Below are 22,396 nucleotides of genomic sequence, written 5' to 3' on the forward strand. Positions count from 1 at the left end.
AGTAACAGACCGGGCAGGGCCTTGAAGGCGACCATTGATCCCGGATCTACCCACAAGAATTTGGAGACGACAGGGTCCGTTAATACCGGCAGGGTTAATCCGGCATTAACGTGAAATCAGCTATTCGCAGAATCAACAGTTAAACGGCGCTCTCGCAAAACCGTTTGACCACTCTATATATCTTAGAAGCGACCGGTGTCGCCTGGAGACGAGCAATATGGCAACGAAGGTTAAGGAAAACGAAGAAGCCGAAGTCGAGCGCGAAGGTGCGACCGACGGGCCGCTTCTCGACCTTTCTGACGATGCTGTCAAGAAGATGATCAAGCTCGCGAAGAAGCGCGGCTACGTCACTATGGACGAGCTGAATGCCGTGCTGCCTTCCGAGGAAGTGACATCCGAGCAGATCGAAGACACGATGGCCATGCTTTCGGACATGGGCATCAACGTCGTTGAAGACGACGAACAGGAAAACGATCGCGACGACAACAGCGACGACGACAATGAAGAAGGTGGCGATCTGGTCGAATCGACCGGAACTGCTGTTGCTGCCACCACTACCAAGAAAGAGCCGACTGATCGTACGGACGATCCGGTGCGCATGTATCTGCGCGAAATGGGTTCCGTCGAGCTTCTGTCACGCGAAGGCGAAATCGCCATCGCAAAGCGCATTGAAGCCGGTCGTGAAACGATGATTGCAGGGCTTTGCGAAAGCCCGCTGACATTCCAGGCGATTATCATCTGGCGTGAACAGCTGAATGAATCCAACATTCTGCTGCGTGAAATCATCGACCTTGAAACCACTTATGCCGGACCGGAAGCCAAGCAGGCTCCGATTGTCGAGCGCGTGGAAGAAGAAAAGCCGCGTGATGACAAGGGTCCGCGCCGTTCGCGTGATGACGACGACATTACCAATGTCGGCGGTGACATGCCTGCGGAAGAGGAAGAAGAAGACGAGGATGAAGCCAACCTGTCGCTGGCGGCTATGGAAGCCGAACTGCGCCCACAGGTCATGGAAACACTCGATCTGATCGCAGATACCTATCGCAAGTTGCGTAAGCTGCAGGACCAGCAGGTTGAAAGCCGTCTGGCTGCTGCCGCTGATCTGTCTTCCAGCCAGGAACGTCGTTACAAGGAACTGAAGGATCAGCTGATCAAGGCGGTTAAGTCGCTTTCGCTGAACCAGAACCGTATCGAGCAGCTGGTTGAACAGCTTTACGACATCAACAAGCGTCTCGTTCAGAACGAAGGCAAGCTGCTGCGTCTGGCTGAATCGTTTGGCGTGCGTCGTGAAGAGTTCCTGAAGGAATATCAGGGTCACGAACTTGATCCAAAGTGGGTTGAGCGCGTCGGCACTCTGGCTGCTCGCGGCTGGAAAGACTTCGCCACGAAGGAAGAACGCACGATTGATCGTCTGCGTTCGGAAATTCAGATGTTGGCTACCGAAACCGCGATTTCGATCGGCGAATTCCGCCGCATCGTCAATCAGGTTCAGAAGGGTGAACGCGAAGCAACCATCGCCAAGAAGGAAATGGTGGAAGCCAACCTTCGTCTCGTTATCTCTATTGCCAAGAAGTACACCAATCGTGGCCTTCAGTTCCTTGATCTTATTCAGGAAGGCAATATCGGTCTGATGAAGGCGGTCGATAAGTTCGAATATCGCCGTGGTTACAAGTTCTCGACCTATGCGACCTGGTGGATCCGTCAGGCGATCACCCGCTCGATTGCCGATCAGGCCCGCACCATCCGTATTCCGGTGCATATGATCGAAACGATCAACAAGATCGTTCGTACCTCGCGCCAGATGCTGCATGAAATCGGTCGTGAACCAACGCCGGAAGAATTGGCTGAAAAGCTGGCCATGCCGCTTGAAAAAGTGCGCAAGGTTCTGAAAATCGCCAAGGAACCAATTTCGCTTGAAACGCCAGTTGGTGATGAAGAAGATTCACACCTGGGTGATTTCATCGAAGACAAGAATGCGCTGCTGCCAATTGATGCGGCCATTCAGGCAAACCTTCGCGATACGACGACCCGCGTTCTGGCATCGCTTACACCGCGTGAGGAACGCGTGCTGCGTATGCGTTTCGGTATCGGCATGAACACTGACCATACGCTTGAAGAAGTCGGTCAGCAGTTCTCGGTAACGCGCGAACGTATCCGTCAGATTGAAGCGAAGGCACTGCGCAAGCTCAAGCACCCGAGCCGCTCGCGCAAGCTGCGTTCGTTCCTCGACAGCTAATAACTCCTCGCCCGATGCCGGATACGGTTTCGGGCGATTTTTATAAAGAGGGAGCGTTATGTCTTTTCTGAAGCGTCTTTTTGGCGGTGGCTCAGTTGAAGAAACCCCAGCAGCACCAAAAGAAGCCGGGCGTCTTGAACACAAAGACTTTCTGATCATCGCGACGCCTTACAGCGAAGGCGGCCAGTATCAGGTTTGCGGTGTTATCTCGAAGACGATCAATGGTGAGCTGAAAGAACATCGCTTTGTGCGCGCTGATCGCTGCCCTGGCATTGAAGATGCCGCCAGCATTTCGCTTAATAAGGGTCGTCAGATCGTGGATGAGCAGGGCGAAGCTATCTTCCGCTAAGCGAACTACAATAAATTGAAAAAGCCGCGCATGAACACTGCGCGGCTTTTTTGTATACCCTAGTTATTTTTTCGTTTTATTCTACGCAAAATGGCGACCTTTGTGCGTCCGAATGGACGCACGGCGCTCTAATGCGGATGGCAGACGAAGCCGACCATTTTTCGAACCACTGGCAGGATGGCAAGCAGGACCGGGAAGGCGATTGCCCAGGACAGAGCCCACGAAGTCATCCAGCTATAGGCCAGATCGGGGTGGGCAAAGCCAAGGCTTTTCGCCGTTGCGATCAGCGAGACGACGAACGTCATCATGATCGAAAGAATGAATGGCATCACAATAGATGCATAACGCGCTGGCAGTTTTCTGCGGCGTGACCCGTTAAACTGAGACATATGTATTCCTGAATATTATGCGGGGAACGCGCAACGAAACATCAAAGCGTATAGCCGTTCCCAGCTAAATTGATGCGTTGCCTAACGTAAGACGCTTACGGTCATAAGGATGACGAAGGTTGTCTAACGCAAGAATGCTCAGCATTCAATAGGGAAGGGCGGCGATTTGCCCATGCCCAAAAGTATCTAATTGCACTATATGCAGCGTCATGGATAAGAAACCCTTCTGGCAAACCAAATCTCTAGAGCAGCTCAACCGACAGGAATGGGAAAGCCTGTGCGATGGATGCGGTCAGTGCTGCCTGCATAAATTGCTGGATGACGACACTGAGGAAGTCTACTGGACGACTGTTGCCTGTACACTTCTGGACGCAGAGAGCTGCAAGTGCAGCGACTATCCGAACCGTCGCAAAACGGTGCCGGATTGTGTGTTCCTGACGCCTGAGATCGTTCATGAAGTCAATTGGCTTCCGGCTACCTGTGCTTATCGCTTGGTTGCAGAAGGTGCTGATCTCTATTGGTGGCACCCACTGGTATCAGGTTCGCCAGATACGATCTACGAAGCCGGCGTCTCCGTTCGCGGCAAGGTGACGGCTTTTGATCATGAACTCAAGGATGAAGAAGAATACATCCAGCACATGGTGCCATTGGATTAATCGTCTTATTAGGGTGCATTAAGTAAGTTTAATGTTCGGTCTTTGGCGATTTTGGTTTGGCGCTACTTTCAACTTAAGTGATTGTTTTATATTATTTTTATGAGGATACGTTGTATCGGCCCTTGGCGGTGTTTACCAAACTGAACGCTATATGAACGTGAACTTGGCTTTCCGTTCATGTTCGATGGCCTACTTATCGGATGTCTCGGGTGAAGATCACCTGATAAAAGTTCGAAAGGGTTTTAAGATGTCCGCAATGTCGCTCAAGTCATTCGTTGTCACTGCTGCAATCGGTTTCGCCGCCGTCTTCACCGCTGGTGCTTCGGCAAATGCTGCATCGCCTGCATCCGTGCCTGCGGTCAGCACCGCAGCGCATTCGCCTGTGATCAACATCGATTATCGTGGTAATCGTCATCATGGACGTCCTGCCTATCGCGGTCCGGCCTGCTCGGTTGAAGGCGCCAAGATGAAGGCACACCGCATGGGTATTCGTAACGCACGCGTTGCTTATCGCGGAAAATCGGTTCAGGTGCGCGGCTTCCGCCATGGTCGCCCGACCGGCGTTGTATTCGCCAATGTACGCGGTTGCCCAATCATCCGTTAATCGGACCTAGTGACTAAACAAAAAGCCAGCCTGAAGTTCAGGCTGGCTTTTTCTGTTGTCTTAGACTGTTAGAGTAAAAGGGGCGCGTGAACGCCCCTTCTTTGTCGTTATTCCTTGATCTCGAAAACGACGTTGACCGAAACATTATAGCTGTTTTCACCGGCTGCGACTGGAACTGAATCCTCAGGGGCAGCGGCTGCCATCATCTTGGCCTGACGCGCGATTGGCATCGGCATAGGCGGACGGCTCTGTTCGTTGATTTCAACGACCCGACCAAGGCCAACGCCTGCTGCATCGGCAAGGGTCTTTGCCTTGGCAATCGCATCAGCAACGGCACGCTTGCGGGCTTCGTTGATCGTGGAAGCTGGATTATCGTTCACGAAGGTAAGATCGCCGCCCTGATTGACGCCAAGCGTTACTGATTCATCGAGAACATTGCCAACCTTGGCGAGATCACGCACACGCACGCTCAGGCTGTTGGATACGCTATAACCGCTGATTTTTGGTTCTTTCAGGCCATTCTTGTCGTCCGGATAGACATAACGCGGCTGAATATTGATGCCACTGGTCTGGAGATCACGCTCCTCGACGCCGGCCTTTTTCATTGCTTCCAGCACCTTGGCCATTGCTTCATTATTGGCCGTCATTGCTTCGCGCGCCGTTTCAGCATCGCGCAATACAGTGAGGTTCAGAATTGCCATGTCCGGGGCAGAGTTCATCTTGCCTTCGCCGGTCACTGCAATGCGTGCTGGCTGCTTCGTCATGTGATTCTCCTGCGCTGCAGCTGGCAGTGAAAATGCACCTGCAAGCATGATTGCCGAAAATGAAGTGGCAAGAAGGGTAGTAGCGCGGTTGTTCATAAAATCTCCTGTAGAGAAAGTTGAGGCAGCTTGTGCAAAGCAGACTCCTTGAGAAGCCATTTCTGCTTTGTCATTGAGTGTATTTAAGTTCCCTCTAAAGCAAAACGCCACAATATCTGGCCTGAAACGCAGTTGATTTGCAACCTGGCGGTTCAATTCAGATGAATCGTGTCTTGAGTTGCATGAATGACAATCGAATATGTGCGCATTAGGGCAACTCGTGTAATTGACAGCTTGTGTCGTATCTTTCTTTAGGGTAGGTGCAGTGTTGCGTGGGCCTGTAGCTCAATTGGTCAGAGCCGGCGGCTCATAACCGCTTGGTTGGGGGTTCGAGTCCCTCCGGGCCCACCATTTTCTCCACAAAACTTATTCTCGACTTTCAATGGGTTTCGCTTACTCAAGCGGAGGAACCTTGTGAGCTGTTTTGAAATAGTTTTCTACCACGGTAGTCATAATCAACAACGTCGCAGTTTAAGTGTTGATTAGATGCAATAACGGCGTGACGCATTGTATTTCATTAATTAGAAATTCCTGTGTGAACTATAAAAACAGGTGGGAATCACAGTGGGTTATAAAATGGGACGGTGGTCTGGCGAGGGTCAGGCCACGGGAATTATTGCGTCTGATTGTAAGAAACTGAAGCGCGCTTCAGCATTTACCAGCGCTGCTGGTGCTCTTGCTGTAGCCGTTGGGATCGCTGGCGTATCAATGAGCAGCGATGCTGCTGCTTATGATTACGGTCAGTATGCCAATCAAACAGTCGATAAACTGATAAATGATTATCCGGGCCGATATCGCGGAACTGCTAATTTTGAAGCTGCAACCAGCTGGATGCAGTCGCGGCTTGGCGTGGGGTATGAAACATCAATCCAGAACTTTAATTGGACAGCTAGCGGCACGAGCCGTGCGTCGAAGAACGTAATCGCTTCGGCAGCTGGTACGACCGGAAAATATCTCGTGGTGGGCGCGCATTACGACACGTTCTTCGGTCGGCCTACCTTGCAGGGTCTGGATGACAATGCGTCGGGCGCTGGCGTTCTGACCGAAATCGCGCGCAATATGGCCGGTATCCAGCTTGAAAACGGGTTGGAAGTGGTTGGATTTGGCGCGGAAGAAGAAGGTTTGCGCGGATCGCGTGCCTACGTCGCTTCGTTAAGCGCTGAAGAACGCGCCAACATGCTCGGCATGATCAATATTGACAGTCTGATCACCGGCGATAAAATGTATGCGCATGCTGGCCGCAACAGCGTCGCTAATCCGGCTCTGGCGTCTTATCGTGAGCAGATTTTCAGAATTGCGGATGAGCTGAATATCTCGCTCTTCACCAATCCTGGATTGGACCCGGCATATCCGGCCGGTACAGGCTGCTGTAGTGACGGTGATAGTTTTCTTGGTCTTGGCATTCCGGTCCTCTACATGGAATCAACCAATTGGGAACTTGGCGATCTTGATGGCTATACACAGACCGATAATCCCGCGATCCCGGGAGGCAGCACCTGGCATAATCCGGTGCGCGATAATGAACAGGTCTTAACGGACGCCTTTGGCGAAGAACGTGTCGAACAGCGCCTACGCGATTATTCACGACTGTTGACCCGCCTTGTGCTGGAGCTGACCAACGCCGACCTTCTTGCTTCGACAGCTTCAGGCGGCGCGATGATCAGGCAGATGTCGGATCAGCTTGGCCGTCAGCATGATGCTCTGGTCAACCTTCATAACCGCCGCTGGCTTAGTTTGCTTGAAAGCGACCGTGCTGTCGGGACGTTTAAAGGCGAAGCGAGTATTGAAGGCGATATCTATCCCGGTAGCGGCTTCGATCTACCTGGCGTATCCGATGCAACGCGTTTGGGCATCAATCTTCTCGGTGATTATCGTTACAACGATTCCTGGACCTTCGGCGGCAGTATCGGATTTCAACGCAGTCGCGATAAGCTCAACCACGAGGGTTCCATCGAGAGCGACAACTGGCAGGCTGGCCTTTATGCGTTGTTTCAGGACAGCGCCTCTAATTGGCTTGCGGGTGATTTGAATATCGGGCGTAGCAGCTTCGATAATAAACGCTCGATATTCCTACAGGCGATTGACGGCCCAGTGCTACTCGATCAGCGACTTTCGTCAGATACGTCAGCCTTGTCTTGGGGTGCTCGGGTTGAGGGCGGTCATGACTTCACATTGGGCGGTGTAAAAAGCGGCCCGGTCGCAGGTCTTGATTATATGCGGTATCGCATCAACGGCTTTGACGAAGACAGCGATTTCCGCACCGGCATGAGCTATGACAAACAAACGTTTGATTCATTCGAGGCCAGTATCGGCTGGCGTTTGCATGGCACAATTGCGCTCGGTAACGGCATGGTTCTCCGTCCCTATTCCAGCGTGAAGTGGGTGCATGAGTTTGCAGATGGTCGTCCTGACAGCATCCAGCTGACAAGCCTTTCGGATGGCGGTGTACGTATCGCCGATTTGGGCAATGTTGATAAAGACTTTGGACGTGCGCAGCTTGGTGCTCAGCTCGCTGTAACTGAACAGGTAGGCGTCTTCAGTGAAATCAATGCGCGCTTTGGTCATGACGACGGAAATCAGGTTGGCTACTCTCTCGGTCTTCAGTTCCGCTTTTAGAGCGCTGGTGCGTTTTAGTCAGAGCGAAACGTGTTCTAAGCAGTGAATTGAATTTCAATCCGAATTTAATCTGGTTGATTTCATAAGCTCATACGGTTGTAGCCCGCCCGGTTTAATCGCCAGGCGGGCTTTCTCATGCGCGAATTACGCGTGGCCGCGACGATTTTACCTGTTCAACAATTTTTTAGGGGTCTGTTAAGGAAATAGTAACGCAATGAAACAATTTTTTATGCTGCGTGATTGGCGATATTATGGAGGTTTCAGGCAATGACTAAAAAAACAACCACTGTTGCGTTGGCGCTTGCAGGGTTGGTGGCGAGTTCTTTCGCGGCTTCGGCTAAAACAAGTCATGTTGGTGAGTTTCGGGATTGGGGCGTTTATCAGAACACGCAGCTGCCCGGAAACAAATGCTATGCTTTGACTGTGCCGTCGAGTTTCCTTCCGGCAGGCGTCAGGCATGGCGATAATTTTATCATTATTTCCAAGTCTGGAGGCGGTTACAGCCCCCAGCTCGTTATGGGTTATCAGCTTAAAGCCGATAGCACGGTGAGGGTGATGGTGGACGGTGCGCAGTTCCCATTTTTCACTGAGGGGAATCGGGCTTGGGCACAGAACGAAGGCGATGAGGCGCGCATCATTAGCGCAATGCGGTCTGGCCGCTCGGTTAACGTGCAGGCCACTTCGGTTCGTGGCACGCAGACACGCTACACATTCTCGCTTATGGGACTGTCGGCATCGCTTCAGCGCGTTGATCGCTGCTAAGCAAGCAAAAATGAAGCCCCGCCAAAGGGCAGGGCTTCATTTCGTTAGAGCTTGGGCGGACTATGACAGCCACTGCTGGTGCTTGTACCAGTCATCAATTTCGGACTTAACACGGTCCTTAGCGATACCGTAGCGCTCCTGAATCTTGCCTTCCAACTGTTCGCGGCGACCATTGATCTGGTCAAGATCATCGTCAGTAAGCTTACCCCACTGTTCCTTGACCTTACCCTTAGCCTGTTTCCAATTACCTTCTACGCGATTCCAGTCCATTGGATTTCCTCCGTTCTGGTTAGTTGTGATTAAACAACGCGTCAAAGGCTGTTTGGTTCAGATTATTGGGCCGTTTTTCAAACTCTCTTGGCCGGATTGCAGTTTCGTTGAACTCAAAGACCGAGGAACTTGAACGGTTCGGAATCCTTGAAATCTTTGTTTACGACGCCGGAAAAGATGTTGCGCTGATCTGGTCCCAGATCGAGTTTCTGAACCTTCCCTTTATCTGCTGAAAAATCGATTGTGTTCAGATCGACCCAGAAGAGGTTGGGCGTAAGTGCAGATTCAAAGAAGTAGAGCTTACGTTTGTGATCAGCGACCGTGCGCCAGCGTGTCGATGAGATGTTCGGTTGATCAGGTGTGGTGATGCCGAAAGGTACTGATGTGTTGCGAATGACGCTGAAAACGCTCGCCAGTGCTTCGACCGGTTCTTCTGACTTCGGGATAGCATTGATGTAGAAGGCCGCGCGTGTGAAGCGATCCGAAGCCCGATTGGTGCCCGGCAGCATCACTGTTCCGCCGATCTGTGTCCAATAGGAGTGAAGTGCCAGCTGTTCATCAAAGGTCGGCGAATTGGTCATTACCTGATATTGACGGCTGTGATGAATGACCTGTTTGCCGTCGATATATTCGATGATGGCGCTGTCGCCTGATGCGTCTGACATGGAGAGATGCAGCGTTGCTAGCCTGCTTTCACCGGGAACCTTGTCAGTGACGATTGTGAATGGGTTGGCACTGAGCGCTTTAACGGCTTCATCGACGGTCGCGAAATTGTCGAGCACATATTGCGCCCAGGCCGCGATGGACAGGCCGGGACCCGTTCCGTCATATTTCGGATATTCAGATTCAACCAGCCATAACACATTGGCCACAAGACCGGCTTCGTTCATGCCGTCGGTTGTGGAAATGTCGTAGCCGGAGGAAATGACGCTTCCATATTTGGACTTCCACTTGACGGAGTTTGGTCCGGCTTCACCTGAACGATCCATTCCGCGCGGGAAAATCCAGAGATTGGTGCCGACATCAACTTTCCAGTCCATGGAGCGGGCAGTGATTACCTGATCGTTCGCTCCGAGATAGACTACGCGTGTGCAGGCTTCGACGACAGGTGCGACAAACATACTGACGGCGACGAGAGCGCTGGTGCATGCAGCGGCAAAGGACTTTCTCAGAATAGCCATTGGTAACCCCCTTGTTGAAACGGTCGACGCATTTCTCAACTTTATGCGCTGCATTCGTGACGCCTATCACGGCAATCCAGTGCAACACCTGATCGATATTTATCTCTCACCGCCATAACCACGGCGTTTCCATTCGGCAAGCAGCATAATGTCGGGCGGACCGCCGCCTACTTCATACCAGGAATCAACGGCCCAGCGCTCGCCATCCTTCGCTTGGATTACGGCGGTCCAGTGCGGATAGCGGCCGTCAATAAAGCTGCCGCGTGTTGTTTTGCGTGCTGGCGAATGATGTTTTAGCCAGCCTCGCGCATCCAGATATCGGATAAAATTATCAGTGTTGGTCGATTCATCGATACAATCCATCTGGCCTTTAATGCGCGCTTTGCCAAATTGCATTCGTGGTTTGTCGCGCACGCCGATGAAAGCCGTGCTGCGTTGCTCAAACAAGGCAATTGCTGACCGCAACGCTTTACGTTCGGCGGCGGGCGATTGCGCTCCCTGGCGCATGAGGCTTTGAACTCGGCGCAGATCCTGGGCAGATAAAGTCACCTTGGTTCGATAATAGCATTCATAGCCATGACAAACACTGAAAGTCTGAGCCTCGGCCTTTGGCGCAGCTACAAAGAGCGTCAGTGCAGTGATTGCTACGGCAAGCGGTTTCATAACGAGTTCCTATTTCGCTTTCAAAGCTGCGGATCAGGTTTGTTTCTGGTTTGTAAACAAGAGCGATGGTTCAAGACGCTCTATCCCCTGATAAGGATTGGCATGAATGGCGAGAATCCATAGACAAAATGCAGCCGTGATCGAATAAATTACCATAGCTTTGATCCCTGCCGTTACTCTGTCCGCATGTGTTGCGGCAATTGTAATTATCGTCAGGACCGTTAGTGAGAACAGTAGATACCACTTATACATGTCAACCGAAGTTGAGCCGACAGAAAGCCGTGCATTGCGCGCATCCTGCAGCTCATCAAAATCGCGGACGAGCTGCGATATGATCGGTGCAGGAATGTCAGTTTTGGCGAGGTGTACGATCTCACGCCGAATATTTTGCAGTGCAACCTCAACGGAATGAACGGGGTAAATGTTACTGTTCCCCTGCCATTCGTCCTTAATGACTGCAGAGCGATATTCGGACAACGAATTCACGAGCACAGGCGCGTTGAGAATGTCGGGGCTTGCAGCTCCGATCAGTCGCGAGATTGATGAACGCTCTTCGCTTGTAGCCTGATCAGCTTTCGAGTTCGCGGTCCAGATATCCGCGGCCACAAACCCAAGCGAGAGCGCCCAAGCCGTAGCAATAGTGCTGATGAAAGCACCGATCGGGATTGATAAAATATCGTGATTGGCATGGCGAGACAGAATGTGGAGTGCCAAGCGGCCCACAAAATAGACGGCAACACCGAGTATCGCGAACGTTACGAACGAAAGATACACGGATAGTTCGAATATTGATGTCATCCCGCGCCCTGTTCCCCAAAATCTATAACCTGCTCAGGTAGTTGAGGCCATATTAGAAAATCTTGCAAGTATGAAATGGCTTTCCATTATTTCTTGCTAAACAAAGGCTTGCGCTCGATCCTGGTTATTTGGCTGTCCAATTCCATGGACAAGCAAAAGCCGCCGGGAAACCCCAGCGGCTTTGAGTTACGACTCCACCAATCGCAGAACTGCTGAATGGGTATCAGAACTGGACCGAGAGGCCGATGACTGGACCGTGCTGAGTTACGTCATATTTGAACTTCTCGACGCCATCATTGTCGCGATAATCCTGGTAGAGCGCACGGTAGCCGACGCGCCAGGTGGTGGGAACATCAAATACCAGTGTGCGATAGCCGAGATAGATCTGACCATTCGCACTCAGCTTGGTTCCTGCTCCAAAGCCGCCAATATCCGCTTCTGCGAAGATGTTCCAGCGATCATTGATGTCGTAGAAGACACGCGTCCCGATGAATGGATCAGTCCAATCTGCTTTACGAGATGCGCTGAATGGTCCGATATTGACCTTCGCTTTCAGTTCGGTCCAGCGAACGCCCACAGTCGGCTCGATTGCGAAGACGCGCTGTCTGCCGAAAAGTGTGGTGCCCTCGAGCTGCTGTTCATAGAGGCGATAATAGACGCCCCCTGAGAGGGTCGTCGATGTGATGTCCATGTCGAGCTGTTCATTGAGAACATCCGCGCCCTGACTGGTCTTGGTATATTGGCCATCAAAATAGGCGCCAAATGTACCATTCGTCACTTCGACATTGCCCATGAAGCTCATATCGAGATTATCGAGAATGTCTTTGAACGGCACGTCAACATTCGTGTTCAGCCCAAGTAAGCCCGCTTTACCGTTCAACGATGCACCCCAGACATAGGGGCTGAAAATCACACGCCAGCGCTGTTGATCCTGAATATCGGTCTGAACAGGAGGAGCAGCGACGATATCGGCAGCATGGGTGGCCCCAGCAGCCGTTAATATAAAAGAGCTAGCTAATATAATATTTCTAAAAGTAGTATTCAGTAAATTATTACTATCGGTGCGCGAATTGTTTCTGTTCACGGCATTATCCTCTCGGAACCTAATTTAGAAACATATAAAAGACAGGGCCATTAAAGGCGTAATCCATAATTATGTTAATCATGACAAGAAATAAACGAGAAAATGAATGTAATACAGAGGTTTTGTCTGTTGACTTTGCTCTGAGGCAACCGTTCTATTCCGATGCAATTGGATTAATGAATGTTTCTGGCTTCCGAATGTGGCCGAGCTCCCAAGTGGCTGCATTTTATCAATCCAGGCATCTAATTTTGTGATGAGGTTTATCATGCAAAAGAATTGGTCTATCTGGAAGTCCTCTTACCGAATGTTGGCTCGTGGTGCAGCGGTTGCAACACTTGCTTCGGCACTCATCGTCCCGCAGGTAGCACAAGCCTGCACGAGCTTTGTATTGCCGACAACAGACGGTAGCGTCGTTTACGGACGCACAATGGAATTCGCTTTCCCAATCGATTCCGATTTGATCGTACTGCCGCGCAACTTTGAAATTTCAGCAACACCGGCAGATGGCAAGGAAGCCAAGTCGTGGAAAGCCAAATATGCGGCGGTGGGCATGAACGCTTTCGGCGTCACTGCACTCGCGGATGGTATGAACGAAAAAGGCCTGACCGGCGGCGTTCTTTATTTCCCTGATTTTGCAAAATACACCGATCCTGCAGATGCCAAAGCTGAAGACAGCCTTGCACCTTGGGATGTTCTGACCTGGGCTTTGACGAATTTTGCAACTGTTGCAGAAGTGAAAGAAGCGCTGAGCAATATTTCAGTCGTTACAGTTATCCAGAAGAATATGGGCATCGCTCCGCCGCTGCACTACACCCTTCACGATGCCACCGGCGCATCCATTGTCATCGAGCCAGTTGATGGCAAGCTGAAGGTTTATGACAATCCACTTGGCGTGATGACGAATTCACCTTCGTTCGATTGGCACATGACCAATCTCCGGAATTACGTCAAATTGTCGCCGAATAATGCGAAGCCAGTGAAAATCCTCGGGGCTGAAATCACTCCGCTTGGCGAGGGCTCAGGCATGTTGGGTATTCCGGGCGATACGACACCACCATCGCGTTTCGTCCGTGCTAGCGCTTATGTCCTGTCAGCCAAACCGGTTGCCAGTGGCGTCGAAAGCGTGCGACTTGCTGAGCATATCGTCAATAACTTCGACATTCCAAAAGGCTGGATCGAAGAGCCGAATACGCCTGCTGAATATACACAGTGGAGCACAATCGGCGATTTGAAGAACCAGGTCTATTACATCAAGACTTACGATGATCCGGTTCTTCGCGGTGTTTCGTTCAAAGATCTGGACCTCGATGCCAAGGATATGCAGACGATCAAGATGCATCCTAAGCTTGAGCCAGCTTCACTCATTGAGAAAAAGTAATCTGGTAAGAACTCCGAAAATAAGGGCGGCCGATCGGGTCGCCCTTTTACAGCGGTTCCAGTTAAGAAAGAATCGTTGGAACCGCTGTAACTATTTGTTTTTACGCATTATCCGACGCAAAACCGCTTCGCACTTTTGCTGGAAATGCTATAATTATGGTACGTCGTCGTAACCGACCACTCCGCCCTCGTTTTCGAGATTGGCAATTCGTTTTGCTTCGGAGCGGCTAAATTTCAGACGCACGCCAAGTCCACCACCGTTCTCCCAGATAAACTGAGCGCCCACCTTCTCCAGCGTATCTTGCAGCGCCTGTATTTGTTTATCGGAAGGCGTTCCGAGCTTCCGTTCGAACTGTTCAATGGTTCCGGTGTCGATACCCGATAGTTGTGCCAGTCGCTCGCGAGAGAATTCTACGAGTGCGCGTGCTGCACGGCATTGCGGCCCTGTTATCATAGTAAACTTCCTATCCGGATGACATGGTTTCTGCCTCTGATGTCGATAAGTCTATGACAAATAACCACGAAAACCATGCGGCTTTTTGCTAGCAATGAAGTGCGACCGTTAACGATCACGCAATCTTGAAGCTTGCGTTTTTTCGTGAACACAATTTCGCCATTGTTTTTCTTGTCCGCCGCGGTGTCGCTTCTTACATAAAGAAGAACTCCCGCAGGAGGATGCCGTTTGTCTGGCTCCTTGCCAGATCGATAGTTCGGCCTGCCTCATAAACATAAAAATCAGATGGTTTCCGATGACCACTTATAAATATTTCATTTGGCCTGCGATTTTCACGGTCATTGGACTTCTCTGCGCTCTCTGGCTTGGCTATTCGACAACCGGCACCGTTGGGGGCATGGTCTCCGTCTTCATCATCTGTGCGGTGCTGAGTGTTCTCGAAATTTCCCTTTCATTCGACAATGCCATTGTGAATGCACGCATTCTGCGTGACATGACGCCCAAGTGGCAGCATCGGTTCCTGACCTGGGGTATTATCATCGCCGTTTTCGGTATGCGGATCATCTTCCCGCTGGCAATCGTTGCGGTTGCCATGTGGACAGACCCGATTTCCGCACTGAAACTCGCCATTTGGCAGCCTAATGAATATGCGCGGGTCATTGCCGAGTCCCACACGGGCATCGCTGCCTTTGGCGGCACATTCCTGCTGATGGTTGGCATGAAATACTTTTTCGACGTCGAGAAAGATGTGCATTGGGTCAAGATCATCGAGAGCCGCATGTCGAAGTTCGCGTCGGTTCAGGGTGTTGAAATCGGCGTTGCCGTCGCACTCATTCTCTTCTTCTCCTATCAGCTTGATGCCGAGCATTCGCACACATTTCTAGTCGCAGCGTTGTTCGGTCTGCTGACCTTCCTTGCAGTTGAGGGCCTGGGCGAAGTGCTCGACGCTTCGCAGGAACAGGTGGACATGGTTCATCGCGGCGGTCTTGGCGCTTTCATCTATCTTGAAGTGCTGGATGCCAGCTTCTCTTTTGATGGTGTGATCGGTGCCTTTGCGCTCACCACCAATCTGTTTGTGATTGCAATTGGTCTTGGCATCGGTGCGTTCTATGTGCGTTCGCTCACCATTATGCTGGTGGAGCGTAAGACGCTCGGCCAGTATCGCTATCTTGAGCACGGCGCTTTTTACGCGATTATGGTGCTGGCCGTGATCATGTATGTGCAGACGCTGGTCCACATTCCGGAAGTTATCACTGGTCTGATCGGCGCAGTGCTGATCGGTCTCTCGCTGCTGTCATCCATTCGCTACAACAAGAAAAACCCGGAATGGCAGAATGAGGCCGACGAAGCGGCACTGCATTGATAAACGGCTTACAAGCGAAACGAGAAAGGGAGGCGAAAGCCTCCTTTTTTCTTGAGGCTTGACGGAATCAGCAGAGTTAGCGAGCTTTGGTGAGCTCCCGGCGCTGATAGGCCGGAGCATATCAGCATATGCCGCAAGCCTATAAGCCAGCGGCTACGACTTTTTTGGAGAGGGGTCTTCCATGGTCGTTACTCGTTTGAGCAAAACCGCCTTCGTCGCGGCAATCGCTTTCTTCGCAACACTCGTTTCGTTCGGCAATATCACAGACTACGGAAGCAATTTTGCTTTCGTCCAGCATGTGCTTCTGATGGATACGATCTTTCCGGATGCAACCATCAAATATCGCGCGATCGACAGCAATTTCCTACATAATGCCGGATACATTCTGATTATCGCGGCAGAGACATTGACGGCAATTCTTTGCTGGATTGGCGCGTTTGCCATGTTCGGTCGCCTGAGTGGTGATGCAAAGAGCTTCAATCACTCAAAGAAATGGGCAATTGCTGGCCTGTCTGTTGGCTTCCTCGTCTGGCAGGTAGGCTTCATGTCGATTGGCGGCGAATGGTTCGGTATGTGGATGTCTTCAACCTGGAACGGTATCGAATCCGCCTTCCGCTTCTTCATCACCATCATTGCCGTGCTGATTTATGTCGTCCTGCCAGATGGCGAGATCGAAAAATAATCAGATGAAATGAGATGCAAGGGCGGGTTCGTTGATGAGTTCAACGCCCGCCTTTTGCATTTGATCGAGCATGGTGTCCATTGATCCGCCTATGTCGATGCCGCGACATGCGTCGAGCCGAACGCGCACATGAAAGCCATGTGACACGGCGTCGAGCGCGGAATAGGCAACGCAGAAATCGGTTGCCAGTCCGGCGATTGTCAGAGAGCCAATGTTGCGATCACGCAAGTAGCCCGACAGGCCGGTCGGCGTCTGCCGGTCGTTTTCATAAAAAGAGGAATAGCTGTCTACGCCAATGCGGAAGCCTTTGCGAATAACGAGCTGCGCGCGCGTCCAATGCAAGTCCGGATGAAAATCGGCTCCATGCGTGCCTTGCACACAGTGATCGGGCCATAATGTTTGTGGGCCATAAGGCATATCGATGGTGTCGAATGGCTTCTTACCAGAATGGCTTGTGGCAAAGCTTGAGTGACCCGCAGGGTGCCAGTCCTGTGTCAGAATGACATGTTCGCTCTCATCGATCAGCCGGTTGATAGCGGGCAGAATTTCATCGCCCTTATCGACAGCCAGTGCACCACCCGGGCAGAAATCATTTTGCACATCAACGACGAGAAGGGCATGACCGATCATAAAATGCTCCTGACTGCTTTGATGCGATTATAATCAGCGGCAAGGGTGCTTGCCAGCAAATATCCGCGTTCTGGTATTACATTGTCTTTGGTGCTACCTACCTACTTTCTTTACGTGAACAGGGGGTAGTTATGACCGATGAAATCACGCGCGACAGCAACGGAACGCAGCTGAACGACGGCGATTCCGTTACGCTTATTAAGGATTTGAAGGTCAAAGGAACATCAACCACGCTCAAGCGTGGTACGCTGGTCAAGGGCATTCGTCTGACCGGAAATCCAGACGAGGTTGATTGCAGCACAAAACAGGTCAAAGGCCTCGTGCTGCGTACTGAGTTTTTGAAAAAAGCCTAGTCAGGCATCAATTTCGACACGACCACGCGGACGGCTGCAACAGGCAAGTATGTAGCCTTCCGCGATCTCGTCGTCACGAATGCCGCCATTGTGGTTCATTTCGGTTTCACCGCCGACGCATTTGACCTTGCAGGTGCCACAGATGCCGAACTCGCAGGCGCTCGGAATTTTGAGCCCGCCATTGCGCGCTGCCAGCAGGATTGTGTCATTCTCGGTGCATTCGACTTCAACGCCGGACAGGCTGAAGACGACGCTGGCTGGTGCGACAGCGGGCTTTACCGGAGCCGCCGGTGTATCCACCGCCAGAGCAGAAGGCACTGGCACGGCAGAGATTTCGGTCGCAGGCTGGAAGCTTTCCTGATGATAGTTGGCCATGTTGAAGCCGGATTGCTCCAAAAGGCCACGCACGCCATTCATGAACGGCTCAGGACCGCAGCAGAAAACTTTGCGATGCAGAAAATCCGGCGCCAGCAGTTCGAGCCGGGCACGGTCGATACGCCCATGCAGGCCGGGCCAGACATGGCGGGCGGATGACTGCTCGACGATGAATGCAAGGCGCATGGCTTCCATGCGGCCAGAGAGCAATTCAAGCTCTTTGCGGAAGATGATGTCATCCGGGGAGCGCGCGCAATTGATGAAGGCAACATCGGTTGCCGGTGCGCAATCAAACAGCCAGCGCGTCATCGAAACCATTGGTGTGATGCCGGAGCCAGCCGAAATGAAGAGATATTTTTCACTCGGATGATTGGCGAGCGAAAAGTCGCCATTTGGGCCATAGGCTTTGATGGTCATCGGCGGGCGCAGATGGTCGAGCATCCAGCGCGTGCCGATGCTATCTTTCTGCGCTTTGACGGTGACTGAGATATGATAGGGCCGCGAAGGGGTCGATGACAGCGTGTAGGTTCGCAGCACCGGCCCTAATCCATCGGCCCGTTCAATCGGCAGTTCAAGAGTGACGAACTGGCCCGGCGTATAGCGGAACCAGTTGTCCTCCAGCGTTTTGAAGGAGAAGGTCATAACGTCTGGCGCTTCTTCGATGGCCGAGATGCATTGCAGCATCTGCAACCTGTCGTTCCACGGCAGCATCTCGTCCAGATATTTCAGAGGCTGCATGGCCTTCTCACTTCTTCAATACGTATTACAGTTTATGCGACGCGGCTAAGCTTTGCCGTTTCACCCTTCAGGCGAGGTGTGACAGTGTTGGTGTACCATTCGAGGAACTGCATCACGCCACCTTCATGCTCGACCGAATAAGGGCCGGGCTGGTAAGCGGGTGAGCGAATGCCCACGGCATTTTCTTCCACGATCTGGCGATCCTGATCATTGGTCTGGATCCATACATGGGTTAGCTCATCAAGGTCGTAATCAACGCCTTCAACCGCATCCTTGTGAACCAGCCACTTTGTCGTCACCATGGTTTCCTCGGCGCTGATTGGCAGCACGCGGAACGAGATGGCATGATCGACCATCAGGTGGTTCCAGGTCGATGGATAGTTGAAGAGCAGCATCGCGCCGATATTAGTGTTACCCGCTACCTGATCGCTCAAAGGCTTCTTGACGGCTGGTTTGCCCGACATGGTGTAGCTCACGGCATCGCGCAGAAGCGGGATTCGGGTGATGCGATAGCGGCCGTCTTCCGACATGTTAAACTCAGCAGGAAGGCCGATGGAGGCGCAGTTCTTCCAGAGCTGGTTGATTTCCGGGTCTTCCATCACACCCTGAACGCCAGTAGCGCTTGGTGCTTCAGGATAGGTGCGGCAAAGCTCAGGATGGTTGGCTGCGCAGTGATAGCACTCGCGGTTGTTTTCCCATACGAGCTTCCAGTTGCCTTTCTCGATGATCGAGCTTTCAAAGGCGACCTTTGCATCCTTGATATTGTGCGGTGCGAGATAAGGCTCAACGAGATTGCGGAAGCCATTGAAGTCCGGCGCTTCGTCTGCAAGGCAGACATAGATATAGCCCGCGACGTTTTCGCAGTGAACCTGCTTCAAACCATATTCGGCAGGCTTGAAATCCGGGCCAACCTGACGAGCAAACAGCAGGCGGCCATCGAGTTCGTAGGTCCACTGGTGGTAAGGGCAGACGAGCTTCGCTGCGGTGCCTTTTTCGGCGGAGCAGATACGTGAGCCGCGATGGCGGCAGGAATTGTGGAACGCGCGGATGCCACCCTGAGCATCTCGCACGATGACGACAGGGTATGCGCCGACCTGAACGGTCATGTAAGAGCCGGTTTTTGGCAGCTCGCAATCGTGGCCGACAAACAGCCAGTCGCGATAGAAGATGTTTTCCAGATCAAGCTTGTAGAAATCCGGATCAGTATAAAATTTCTGCTCCAGGCTGAAATTTGGGTCGCGCCCGGTCAAAAGCCCCAGCATTTCGTTGCGAACGTCCATAGCCTCGAACCCTCTGTGTTCTGTCGTTGGATTGGCCTTTTGCTGTTCTCTCAGCGACCTTGGCCCGATCCGGTGTTCCCTTAATCCTCCGGAAGCACGGCTTTTCCCGTTATCTCAATGGCTTGTCTGTTCATCTGCGGATGTTCAGACTGGCTCCCGTTGTCATGATTCAATCATCGAAATGTTCTAAACGCGCATTGGGATGCGACATGATTTTCGCGTAAAGACGACACGCCAGAGCGTGCTTCGATCCGCGTCCAGCTGATCGGTGCTCTAACTCGTTGTTTCGACGCGTATCTTGTCCGAAAACCGCTTCATACTTTTCGGGATATGCTCCAAAATGACGCGCTGAGAATGATGCCGGACTTCGCAATTGTGTGAGACTCTCTCTTGTGGGATTGCCAAGAGGCTAAAAAGGCAGTTACCAAACTGCGAAATATATTCGGTTTCATTCCATGGGAGGTTCAGAGGCCATGAAACGTTCAGAAATCAATGAGATTATCCGCGAGAGCGACGCCTTCATTCGTTCCTTTGGCTACGTCATGCCTCCTTTTGCTTATTGGTCGCCAGAAGAGCTGAAAACGCGCACTTCGAGCGATGCAAAGGCCATTCTCGATGGTCGTCTTGGCTGGGACATTACGGATTACGGTCAGGGCAAGTTTGCGGATCTTGGTCTGTTCCTCTTCACCACGCGCAACGGCAATGCCGAAGACCTCAAGCGCGGTGGCGGTATGCTTTATGCCGAAAAGATCATGATCTCGCGCAAGAATCAGCTTTCGCCGATGCATCGTCATGTGGTGAAAGCAGAAGACATCATTAATCGCGGTGGTGGCACGTTGGTACTGGAACTCTTCAATTCGCGCGCCGATGGCAGCGTCGATGAAGAAACCGATGTAACGGTTGCAACCGATGGCCGCCTTGTGACGCAAAAGGCCGGTGCTCATCTGAAGCTGAGGCCGGGTGAAAGCGTTACGCTTCTGCCGGGCAACTGGCACGCTTTTTGGGGTGAGGGCGCCGATGTGCTGATCGGTGAAGTATCGACAGTGAACGACGATCTGACGGATAATATTTTCCGTGAGCCGATCGGACGTTTTTCCAATATTGAAGAAAACGAACAGCCAGTACATCTGCTGGTATCAGATTATGATAAGTGGCTCTGAACCTAGCGATATTCCGGCTCTGGCCGTCTGCAAATGTCGGTTTTTGAGCTTCCGGTGCTCACGTACCCCAAAGTACGCTGCGCTCCGGGTCTCGAAAACCAACATTTTCGACAGGCCATAACCGAAATCTCAACTGATTCAGCAGGCTTGCGATGAACAAAAAGGTCTAAACTTATGAAGCTGGCGATGATCGGGACGGGCTATGTGGGTCTGGTTTCGGGCGTGTGTTTTGCCGAATTTGGCTTTCACGTCACCTGTGTCGACAAGAATCCGTCGATCATCGAACGGCTTGAAGCGGGTAAGGTTACGATATTCGAGCCGGGACTTGATGAGCTTATGGGCCGGAATATTCGTGACGGGCGGCTCGAGTTCAGCACTGATCTGGCGAGCAGCGTTGCCGATGCCGATGTCATCCTGATCGCCGTTGGCACGCCGTCGCGGCGTGGCGATGGCGAGGCCGATCTGCAACATATTGAGGCAGCAGCCGATGAAATTGCTGCTGCCATGAAGCCGGGGGCGGTGGTCGTCATCAAATCGACCGTTGTTGTTGGCACCAATGCGCGCATTCGTGATCGTATCGCGCAAGCGCGTCCGGGCGTTGCCTTTTCGATGGTTTCAAATCCTGAATTCCTGCGTGAAGGCTCTGCGATTGAAGATTTCATGCGCCCTGATCGCGTTGTCGTCGGTGTTGATGATGAGCGTGGTAAGGCTGCGATGCAGCGGCTTTATCGTCCGCTTTATCTGCGTGAAACGCCGATGGTGGTCACGTCGCTGGAGAACGCGGAAATCATCAAATATGCGGCCAACGCTTTTCTTGCGATGAAGGTAACTTTCATCAATCAGGTAGCCGATCTTTGCGAAAAGACCGGCGGTAATGTGCAGGAAGTCGCGCGCGCCATCGGTATGGATAACCGCATCGGTTCGAAATTCCTCCATGCTGGCCCGGGCTTTGGCGGTTCCTGCTTCCCGAAGGACACACGCGCCTTTGCTGCAACCGGCAAGAAATACGATGCGCCGCAGTCGCTGATCGAGGAAGTGATTTCGGTCAACGAGGCGCGCAAGCAAGCAATGGCAGAGCGCATCGTTACAGCGGCTCGCGAAAGCGGCGCGAATACGGTTGCTGTGCTTGGTGTCGCCTTCAAACCGAACACGGACGATATTCGTGAATCGCCGTCGCTCGATATCATTGCGGCTATCCAGAAGGCTGGCCTCTCTGTTCGTGCGCACGATCCGGAAGCGATGGATGCTGCAAAGGCAGTGTTGCCGGATGTGACCTGGTGCAGCTCCGCCTATGAGGCCGCAAAAGGCGCAGGCGTTGTGGCGCTGCTCACCGAATGGAATGCCTATCGCGCACTGGATCTGAAGCGTGTCGCCAATGCGATGGAAGGCAATGTGCTGATTGATCTTCGCAATGTCTATAAAGCCGATGATGTGGCCGGAACCGGACTTGATTATCGCTCAGTGGGGCGGACTCTAAAAATCCAGTAGCTAAAACAAAAACGCCGATCTGAACTCA

Annotated in this window: 23 protein-coding genes and 1 tRNA gene; 13 read left to right on the plus strand and 11 right to left on the minus strand. The window is 52.1% G+C overall.

From position 1 onward, the window contains the following. Positions 1-217: 217 nt before the first annotated feature. Both rpoD and RT142_RS08210 read left to right on the plus strand, forming a co-directional pair. Complete coding sequence (rpoD, locus tag RT142_RS08205) at positions 218-2,236, plus strand: RNA polymerase sigma factor RpoD (protein ID WP_007875911.1); 2,019 nt, start codon at positions 218-220, stop codon at positions 2,234-2,236. A 58-nt stretch (positions 2,237-2,294) separates the two neighbouring features. Next, positions 2,295-2,585, plus strand: coding sequence for an HlyU family transcriptional regulator (locus RT142_RS08210; RefSeq protein ID WP_007875910.1), 291 nt, complete (start codon positions 2,295-2,297; stop codon positions 2,583-2,585). 128 nt (positions 2,586-2,713) lie between these two features. Here the strand turns inward: RT142_RS08210 and RT142_RS08215 are convergent, their stop codons facing one another. Continuing rightward, the gene (locus RT142_RS08215; protein ID WP_079212104.1) at positions 2,714-2,974 is read right to left on the minus strand and encodes a DUF2798 domain-containing protein; all 261 of its coding nucleotides are present in this window, start codon (positions 2,972-2,974) and stop codon (positions 2,714-2,716) included. A 209-nt stretch (positions 2,975-3,183) separates the two neighbouring features. Here RT142_RS08215 and RT142_RS08220 point away from each other — a divergent pair, with 209 nt between their 5' ends. Both RT142_RS08220 and RT142_RS08225 read left to right on the plus strand, forming a co-directional pair. Continuing rightward, positions 3,184-3,630, plus strand: coding sequence for a YcgN family cysteine cluster protein (locus RT142_RS08220; RefSeq protein WP_007875906.1), 447 nt, complete (start codon positions 3,184-3,186; stop codon positions 3,628-3,630). A gap of 247 nt (positions 3,631-3,877) precedes the next feature. Continuing rightward, positions 3,878-4,234, plus strand: a complete 357-nt coding sequence (locus RT142_RS08225; RefSeq protein ID WP_007875905.1) for a hypothetical protein — start codon at positions 3,878-3,880, stop codon at positions 4,232-4,234. Between the two features lie 107 nt (positions 4,235-4,341). Here the strand turns inward: RT142_RS08225 and RT142_RS08230 are convergent, their stop codons facing one another. Further along, positions 4,342-5,094, minus strand: coding sequence for an SIMPL domain-containing protein (locus RT142_RS08230; protein WP_007875904.1), 753 nt, complete (start codon positions 5,092-5,094; stop codon positions 4,342-4,344). Positions 5,095-5,368: 274 nt separating this feature from the next. On the opposite strand from RT142_RS08230, the gene RT142_RS08235 reads away from it, so the two are divergent. The 3 genes from RT142_RS08235 to RT142_RS08245 all read left to right on the plus strand — a co-directional run bounded on the left by RT142_RS08235 (position 5,369) and on the right by RT142_RS08245 (position 8,472). Further along, a tRNA-Ile gene (locus tag RT142_RS08235) sits at positions 5,369-5,445 on the plus strand. A 213-nt stretch (positions 5,446-5,658) separates the two neighbouring features. Then, complete coding sequence (locus tag RT142_RS08240; protein WP_313028279.1) at positions 5,659-7,710, plus strand: autotransporter domain-containing protein; 2,052 nt, start codon at positions 5,659-5,661, stop codon at positions 7,708-7,710. 267 nt (positions 7,711-7,977) lie between these two features. Further along, on the plus strand, positions 7,978-8,472 hold the full coding sequence (locus RT142_RS08245) for an invasion associated locus B family protein (protein ID WP_039859959.1): 495 nt from the start codon (positions 7,978-7,980) through the stop codon (positions 8,470-8,472). Between the two features lie 60 nt (positions 8,473-8,532). Here RT142_RS08245 and RT142_RS08250 read toward each other — a convergent pair whose 3' ends face one another. From RT142_RS08250 to RT142_RS08270, 5 genes are all read right to left on the minus strand, one after another. Beyond that, entirely contained in the window at positions 8,533-8,742 is a 210-nt protein-coding gene (locus tag RT142_RS08250) for a CsbD family protein (RefSeq protein ID WP_231195800.1), read from the minus strand. A gap of 113 nt (positions 8,743-8,855) precedes the next feature. Then, positions 8,856-9,923, minus strand: a complete 1,068-nt coding sequence (locus RT142_RS08255) for a linear amide C-N hydrolase (protein WP_313028281.1) — start codon at positions 9,921-9,923, stop codon at positions 8,856-8,858. Positions 9,924-10,022: 99 nt separating this feature from the next. Beyond that, complete coding sequence (locus RT142_RS08260) at positions 10,023-10,586, minus strand: hypothetical protein (RefSeq protein ID WP_200635049.1); 564 nt, start codon at positions 10,584-10,586, stop codon at positions 10,023-10,025. Between the two features lie 33 nt (positions 10,587-10,619). After that, a complete protein-coding gene (locus tag RT142_RS08265) occupies positions 10,620-11,384 on the minus strand; it encodes a hypothetical protein (protein WP_007875892.1) in 765 nt (254 codons plus the stop codon). Between the two features lie 223 nt (positions 11,385-11,607). Continuing rightward, positions 11,608-12,408, minus strand: a complete 801-nt coding sequence (locus RT142_RS08270) for a hypothetical protein (protein ID WP_064322430.1) — start codon at positions 12,406-12,408, stop codon at positions 11,608-11,610. 325 nt (positions 12,409-12,733) lie between these two features. Between RT142_RS08270 and RT142_RS08275 the strand changes: the two genes are divergently transcribed. After that, positions 12,734-13,846, plus strand: coding sequence for a linear amide C-N hydrolase (locus RT142_RS08275; protein ID WP_215776609.1), 1,113 nt, complete (start codon positions 12,734-12,736; stop codon positions 13,844-13,846). A gap of 153 nt (positions 13,847-13,999) precedes the next feature. Here RT142_RS08275 and RT142_RS08280 read toward each other — a convergent pair whose 3' ends face one another. Next, the gene (locus tag RT142_RS08280; protein WP_007875887.1) at positions 14,000-14,299 is read right to left on the minus strand and encodes a helix-turn-helix transcriptional regulator; all 300 of its coding nucleotides are present in this window, start codon (positions 14,297-14,299) and stop codon (positions 14,000-14,002) included. A gap of 295 nt (positions 14,300-14,594) precedes the next feature. Between RT142_RS08280 and RT142_RS08285 the strand changes: the two genes are divergently transcribed. Together RT142_RS08285 and RT142_RS08290 are read left to right on the plus strand one after the other, a co-directional pair. Beyond that, positions 14,595-15,662 (plus strand): DUF475 domain-containing protein, encoded by a 1,068-nt coding sequence (locus RT142_RS08285; protein WP_007875881.1) that lies wholly within the window; start codon positions 14,595-14,597, stop codon positions 15,660-15,662. Positions 15,663-15,843: 181 nt separating this feature from the next. Next, entirely contained in the window at positions 15,844-16,344 is a 501-nt protein-coding gene (locus RT142_RS08290) for a DUF2165 family protein (RefSeq protein ID WP_007875879.1), read from the plus strand. Here the strand turns inward: RT142_RS08290 and pncA are convergent, their stop codons facing one another. After that, positions 16,345-16,974 carry a bifunctional nicotinamidase/pyrazinamidase gene (gene pncA / locus RT142_RS08295; RefSeq protein ID WP_313028285.1) on the minus strand — a complete coding sequence of 210 codons (630 nt, stop codon included), beginning with the start codon at positions 16,972-16,974 and terminating at the stop codon, positions 16,345-16,347. It lies immediately after the preceding gene. Between the two features lie 131 nt (positions 16,975-17,105). On the opposite strand from pncA, the gene RT142_RS08300 reads away from it, so the two are divergent. After that, positions 17,106-17,327 carry an alkylphosphonate utilization protein gene (locus tag RT142_RS08300; protein WP_007875876.1) on the plus strand — a complete coding sequence of 74 codons (222 nt, stop codon included), beginning with the start codon at positions 17,106-17,108 and terminating at the stop codon, positions 17,325-17,327. Here the strand turns inward: RT142_RS08300 and RT142_RS08305 are convergent, their stop codons facing one another. Continuing rightward, complete coding sequence (locus RT142_RS08305) at positions 17,328-18,440, minus strand: hybrid-cluster NAD(P)-dependent oxidoreductase (protein WP_007875874.1); 1,113 nt, start codon at positions 18,438-18,440, stop codon at positions 17,328-17,330. A 32-nt stretch (positions 18,441-18,472) separates the two neighbouring features. Further along, entirely contained in the window at positions 18,473-19,720 is a 1,248-nt protein-coding gene (locus RT142_RS08310) for an aromatic ring-hydroxylating oxygenase subunit alpha (protein WP_007875872.1), read from the minus strand. A 473-nt stretch (positions 19,721-20,193) separates the two neighbouring features. Between RT142_RS08310 and RT142_RS08315 the strand changes: the two genes are divergently transcribed. Together RT142_RS08315 and RT142_RS08320 are read left to right on the plus strand one after the other, a co-directional pair. Then, on the plus strand, positions 20,194-20,880 hold the full coding sequence (locus RT142_RS08315; protein WP_007875870.1) for a D-lyxose/D-mannose family sugar isomerase: 687 nt from the start codon (positions 20,194-20,196) through the stop codon (positions 20,878-20,880). 174 nt (positions 20,881-21,054) lie between these two features. Next, positions 21,055-22,368 carry a UDP-glucose/GDP-mannose dehydrogenase family protein gene (locus tag RT142_RS08320; RefSeq protein ID WP_313028288.1) on the plus strand — a complete coding sequence of 438 codons (1,314 nt, stop codon included), beginning with the start codon at positions 21,055-21,057 and terminating at the stop codon, positions 22,366-22,368. The last annotated feature ends 28 nt before the right edge of the window (positions 22,369-22,396 follow it).

Source organism: Brucella sp. (assembly GCF_032066345.1).
In the GTDB taxonomy this organism is placed as follows: domain Bacteria; phylum Pseudomonadota; class Alphaproteobacteria; order Rhizobiales; family Rhizobiaceae; genus Brucella; species Brucella pseudogrignonensis.

Excerpts from the sequence above, each read along its gene's own strand:
- pncA (WP_313028285.1), bottom strand. The coding sequence starts at position 16,974 with ATGATCGGTCATGCCCTTCTCGTCGTTGATGTGCAAAATGATTTCTGC.
- RT142_RS08285 (WP_007875881.1), top strand. The coding sequence starts at position 14,595 with ATGACCACTTATAAATATTTCATTTGGCCTGCGATTTTCACGGTCATT.
- RT142_RS08310 (WP_007875872.1), bottom strand. The coding sequence starts at position 19,720 with ATGGACGTTCGCAACGAAATGCTGGGGCTTTTGACCGGGCGCGACCCA.
- RT142_RS08220 (WP_007875906.1), top strand. The coding sequence starts at position 3,184 with ATGGATAAGAAACCCTTCTGGCAAACCAAATCTCTAGAGCAGCTCAAC.
- RT142_RS08275 (WP_215776609.1), top strand. The coding sequence starts at position 12,734 with ATGCAAAAGAATTGGTCTATCTGGAAGTCCTCTTACCGAATGTTGGCT.
- RT142_RS08210 (WP_007875910.1), top strand. The coding sequence starts at position 2,295 with ATGTCTTTTCTGAAGCGTCTTTTTGGCGGTGGCTCAGTTGAAGAAACC.
- rpoD (WP_007875911.1), top strand. The coding sequence starts at position 218 with ATGGCAACGAAGGTTAAGGAAAACGAAGAAGCCGAAGTCGAGCGCGAA.
- RT142_RS08225 (WP_007875905.1), top strand. The coding sequence starts at position 3,878 with ATGTCCGCAATGTCGCTCAAGTCATTCGTTGTCACTGCTGCAATCGGT.
- RT142_RS08215 (WP_079212104.1), bottom strand. The coding sequence starts at position 2,974 with ATGTCTCAGTTTAACGGGTCACGCCGCAGAAAACTGCCAGCGCGTTAT.
- RT142_RS08300 (WP_007875876.1), top strand. The coding sequence starts at position 17,106 with ATGACCGATGAAATCACGCGCGACAGCAACGGAACGCAGCTGAACGAC.
- RT142_RS08280 (WP_007875887.1), bottom strand. The coding sequence starts at position 14,299 with ATGATAACAGGGCCGCAATGCCGTGCAGCACGCGCACTCGTAGAATTC.
- RT142_RS08290 (WP_007875879.1), top strand. The coding sequence starts at position 15,844 with ATGGTCGTTACTCGTTTGAGCAAAACCGCCTTCGTCGCGGCAATCGCT.
- RT142_RS08260 (WP_200635049.1), bottom strand. The coding sequence starts at position 10,586 with ATGAAACCGCTTGCCGTAGCAATCACTGCACTGACGCTCTTTGTAGCT.
- RT142_RS08245 (WP_039859959.1), top strand. The coding sequence starts at position 7,978 with ATGACTAAAAAAACAACCACTGTTGCGTTGGCGCTTGCAGGGTTGGTG.
- RT142_RS08255 (WP_313028281.1), bottom strand. The coding sequence starts at position 9,923 with ATGGCTATTCTGAGAAAGTCCTTTGCCGCTGCATGCACCAGCGCTCTC.
- RT142_RS08250 (WP_231195800.1), bottom strand. The coding sequence starts at position 8,742 with ATGGACTGGAATCGCGTAGAAGGTAATTGGAAACAGGCTAAGGGTAAG.
- RT142_RS08320 (WP_313028288.1), top strand. The coding sequence starts at position 21,055 with ATGAAGCTGGCGATGATCGGGACGGGCTATGTGGGTCTGGTTTCGGGC.
- RT142_RS08315 (WP_007875870.1), top strand. The coding sequence starts at position 20,194 with ATGAAACGTTCAGAAATCAATGAGATTATCCGCGAGAGCGACGCCTTC.
- RT142_RS08230 (WP_007875904.1), bottom strand. The coding sequence starts at position 5,094 with ATGAACAACCGCGCTACTACCCTTCTTGCCACTTCATTTTCGGCAATC.
- RT142_RS08305 (WP_007875874.1), bottom strand. The coding sequence starts at position 18,440 with ATGCAGCCTCTGAAATATCTGGACGAGATGCTGCCGTGGAACGACAGG.
- RT142_RS08265 (WP_007875892.1), bottom strand. The coding sequence starts at position 11,384 with ATGACATCAATATTCGAACTATCCGTGTATCTTTCGTTCGTAACGTTC.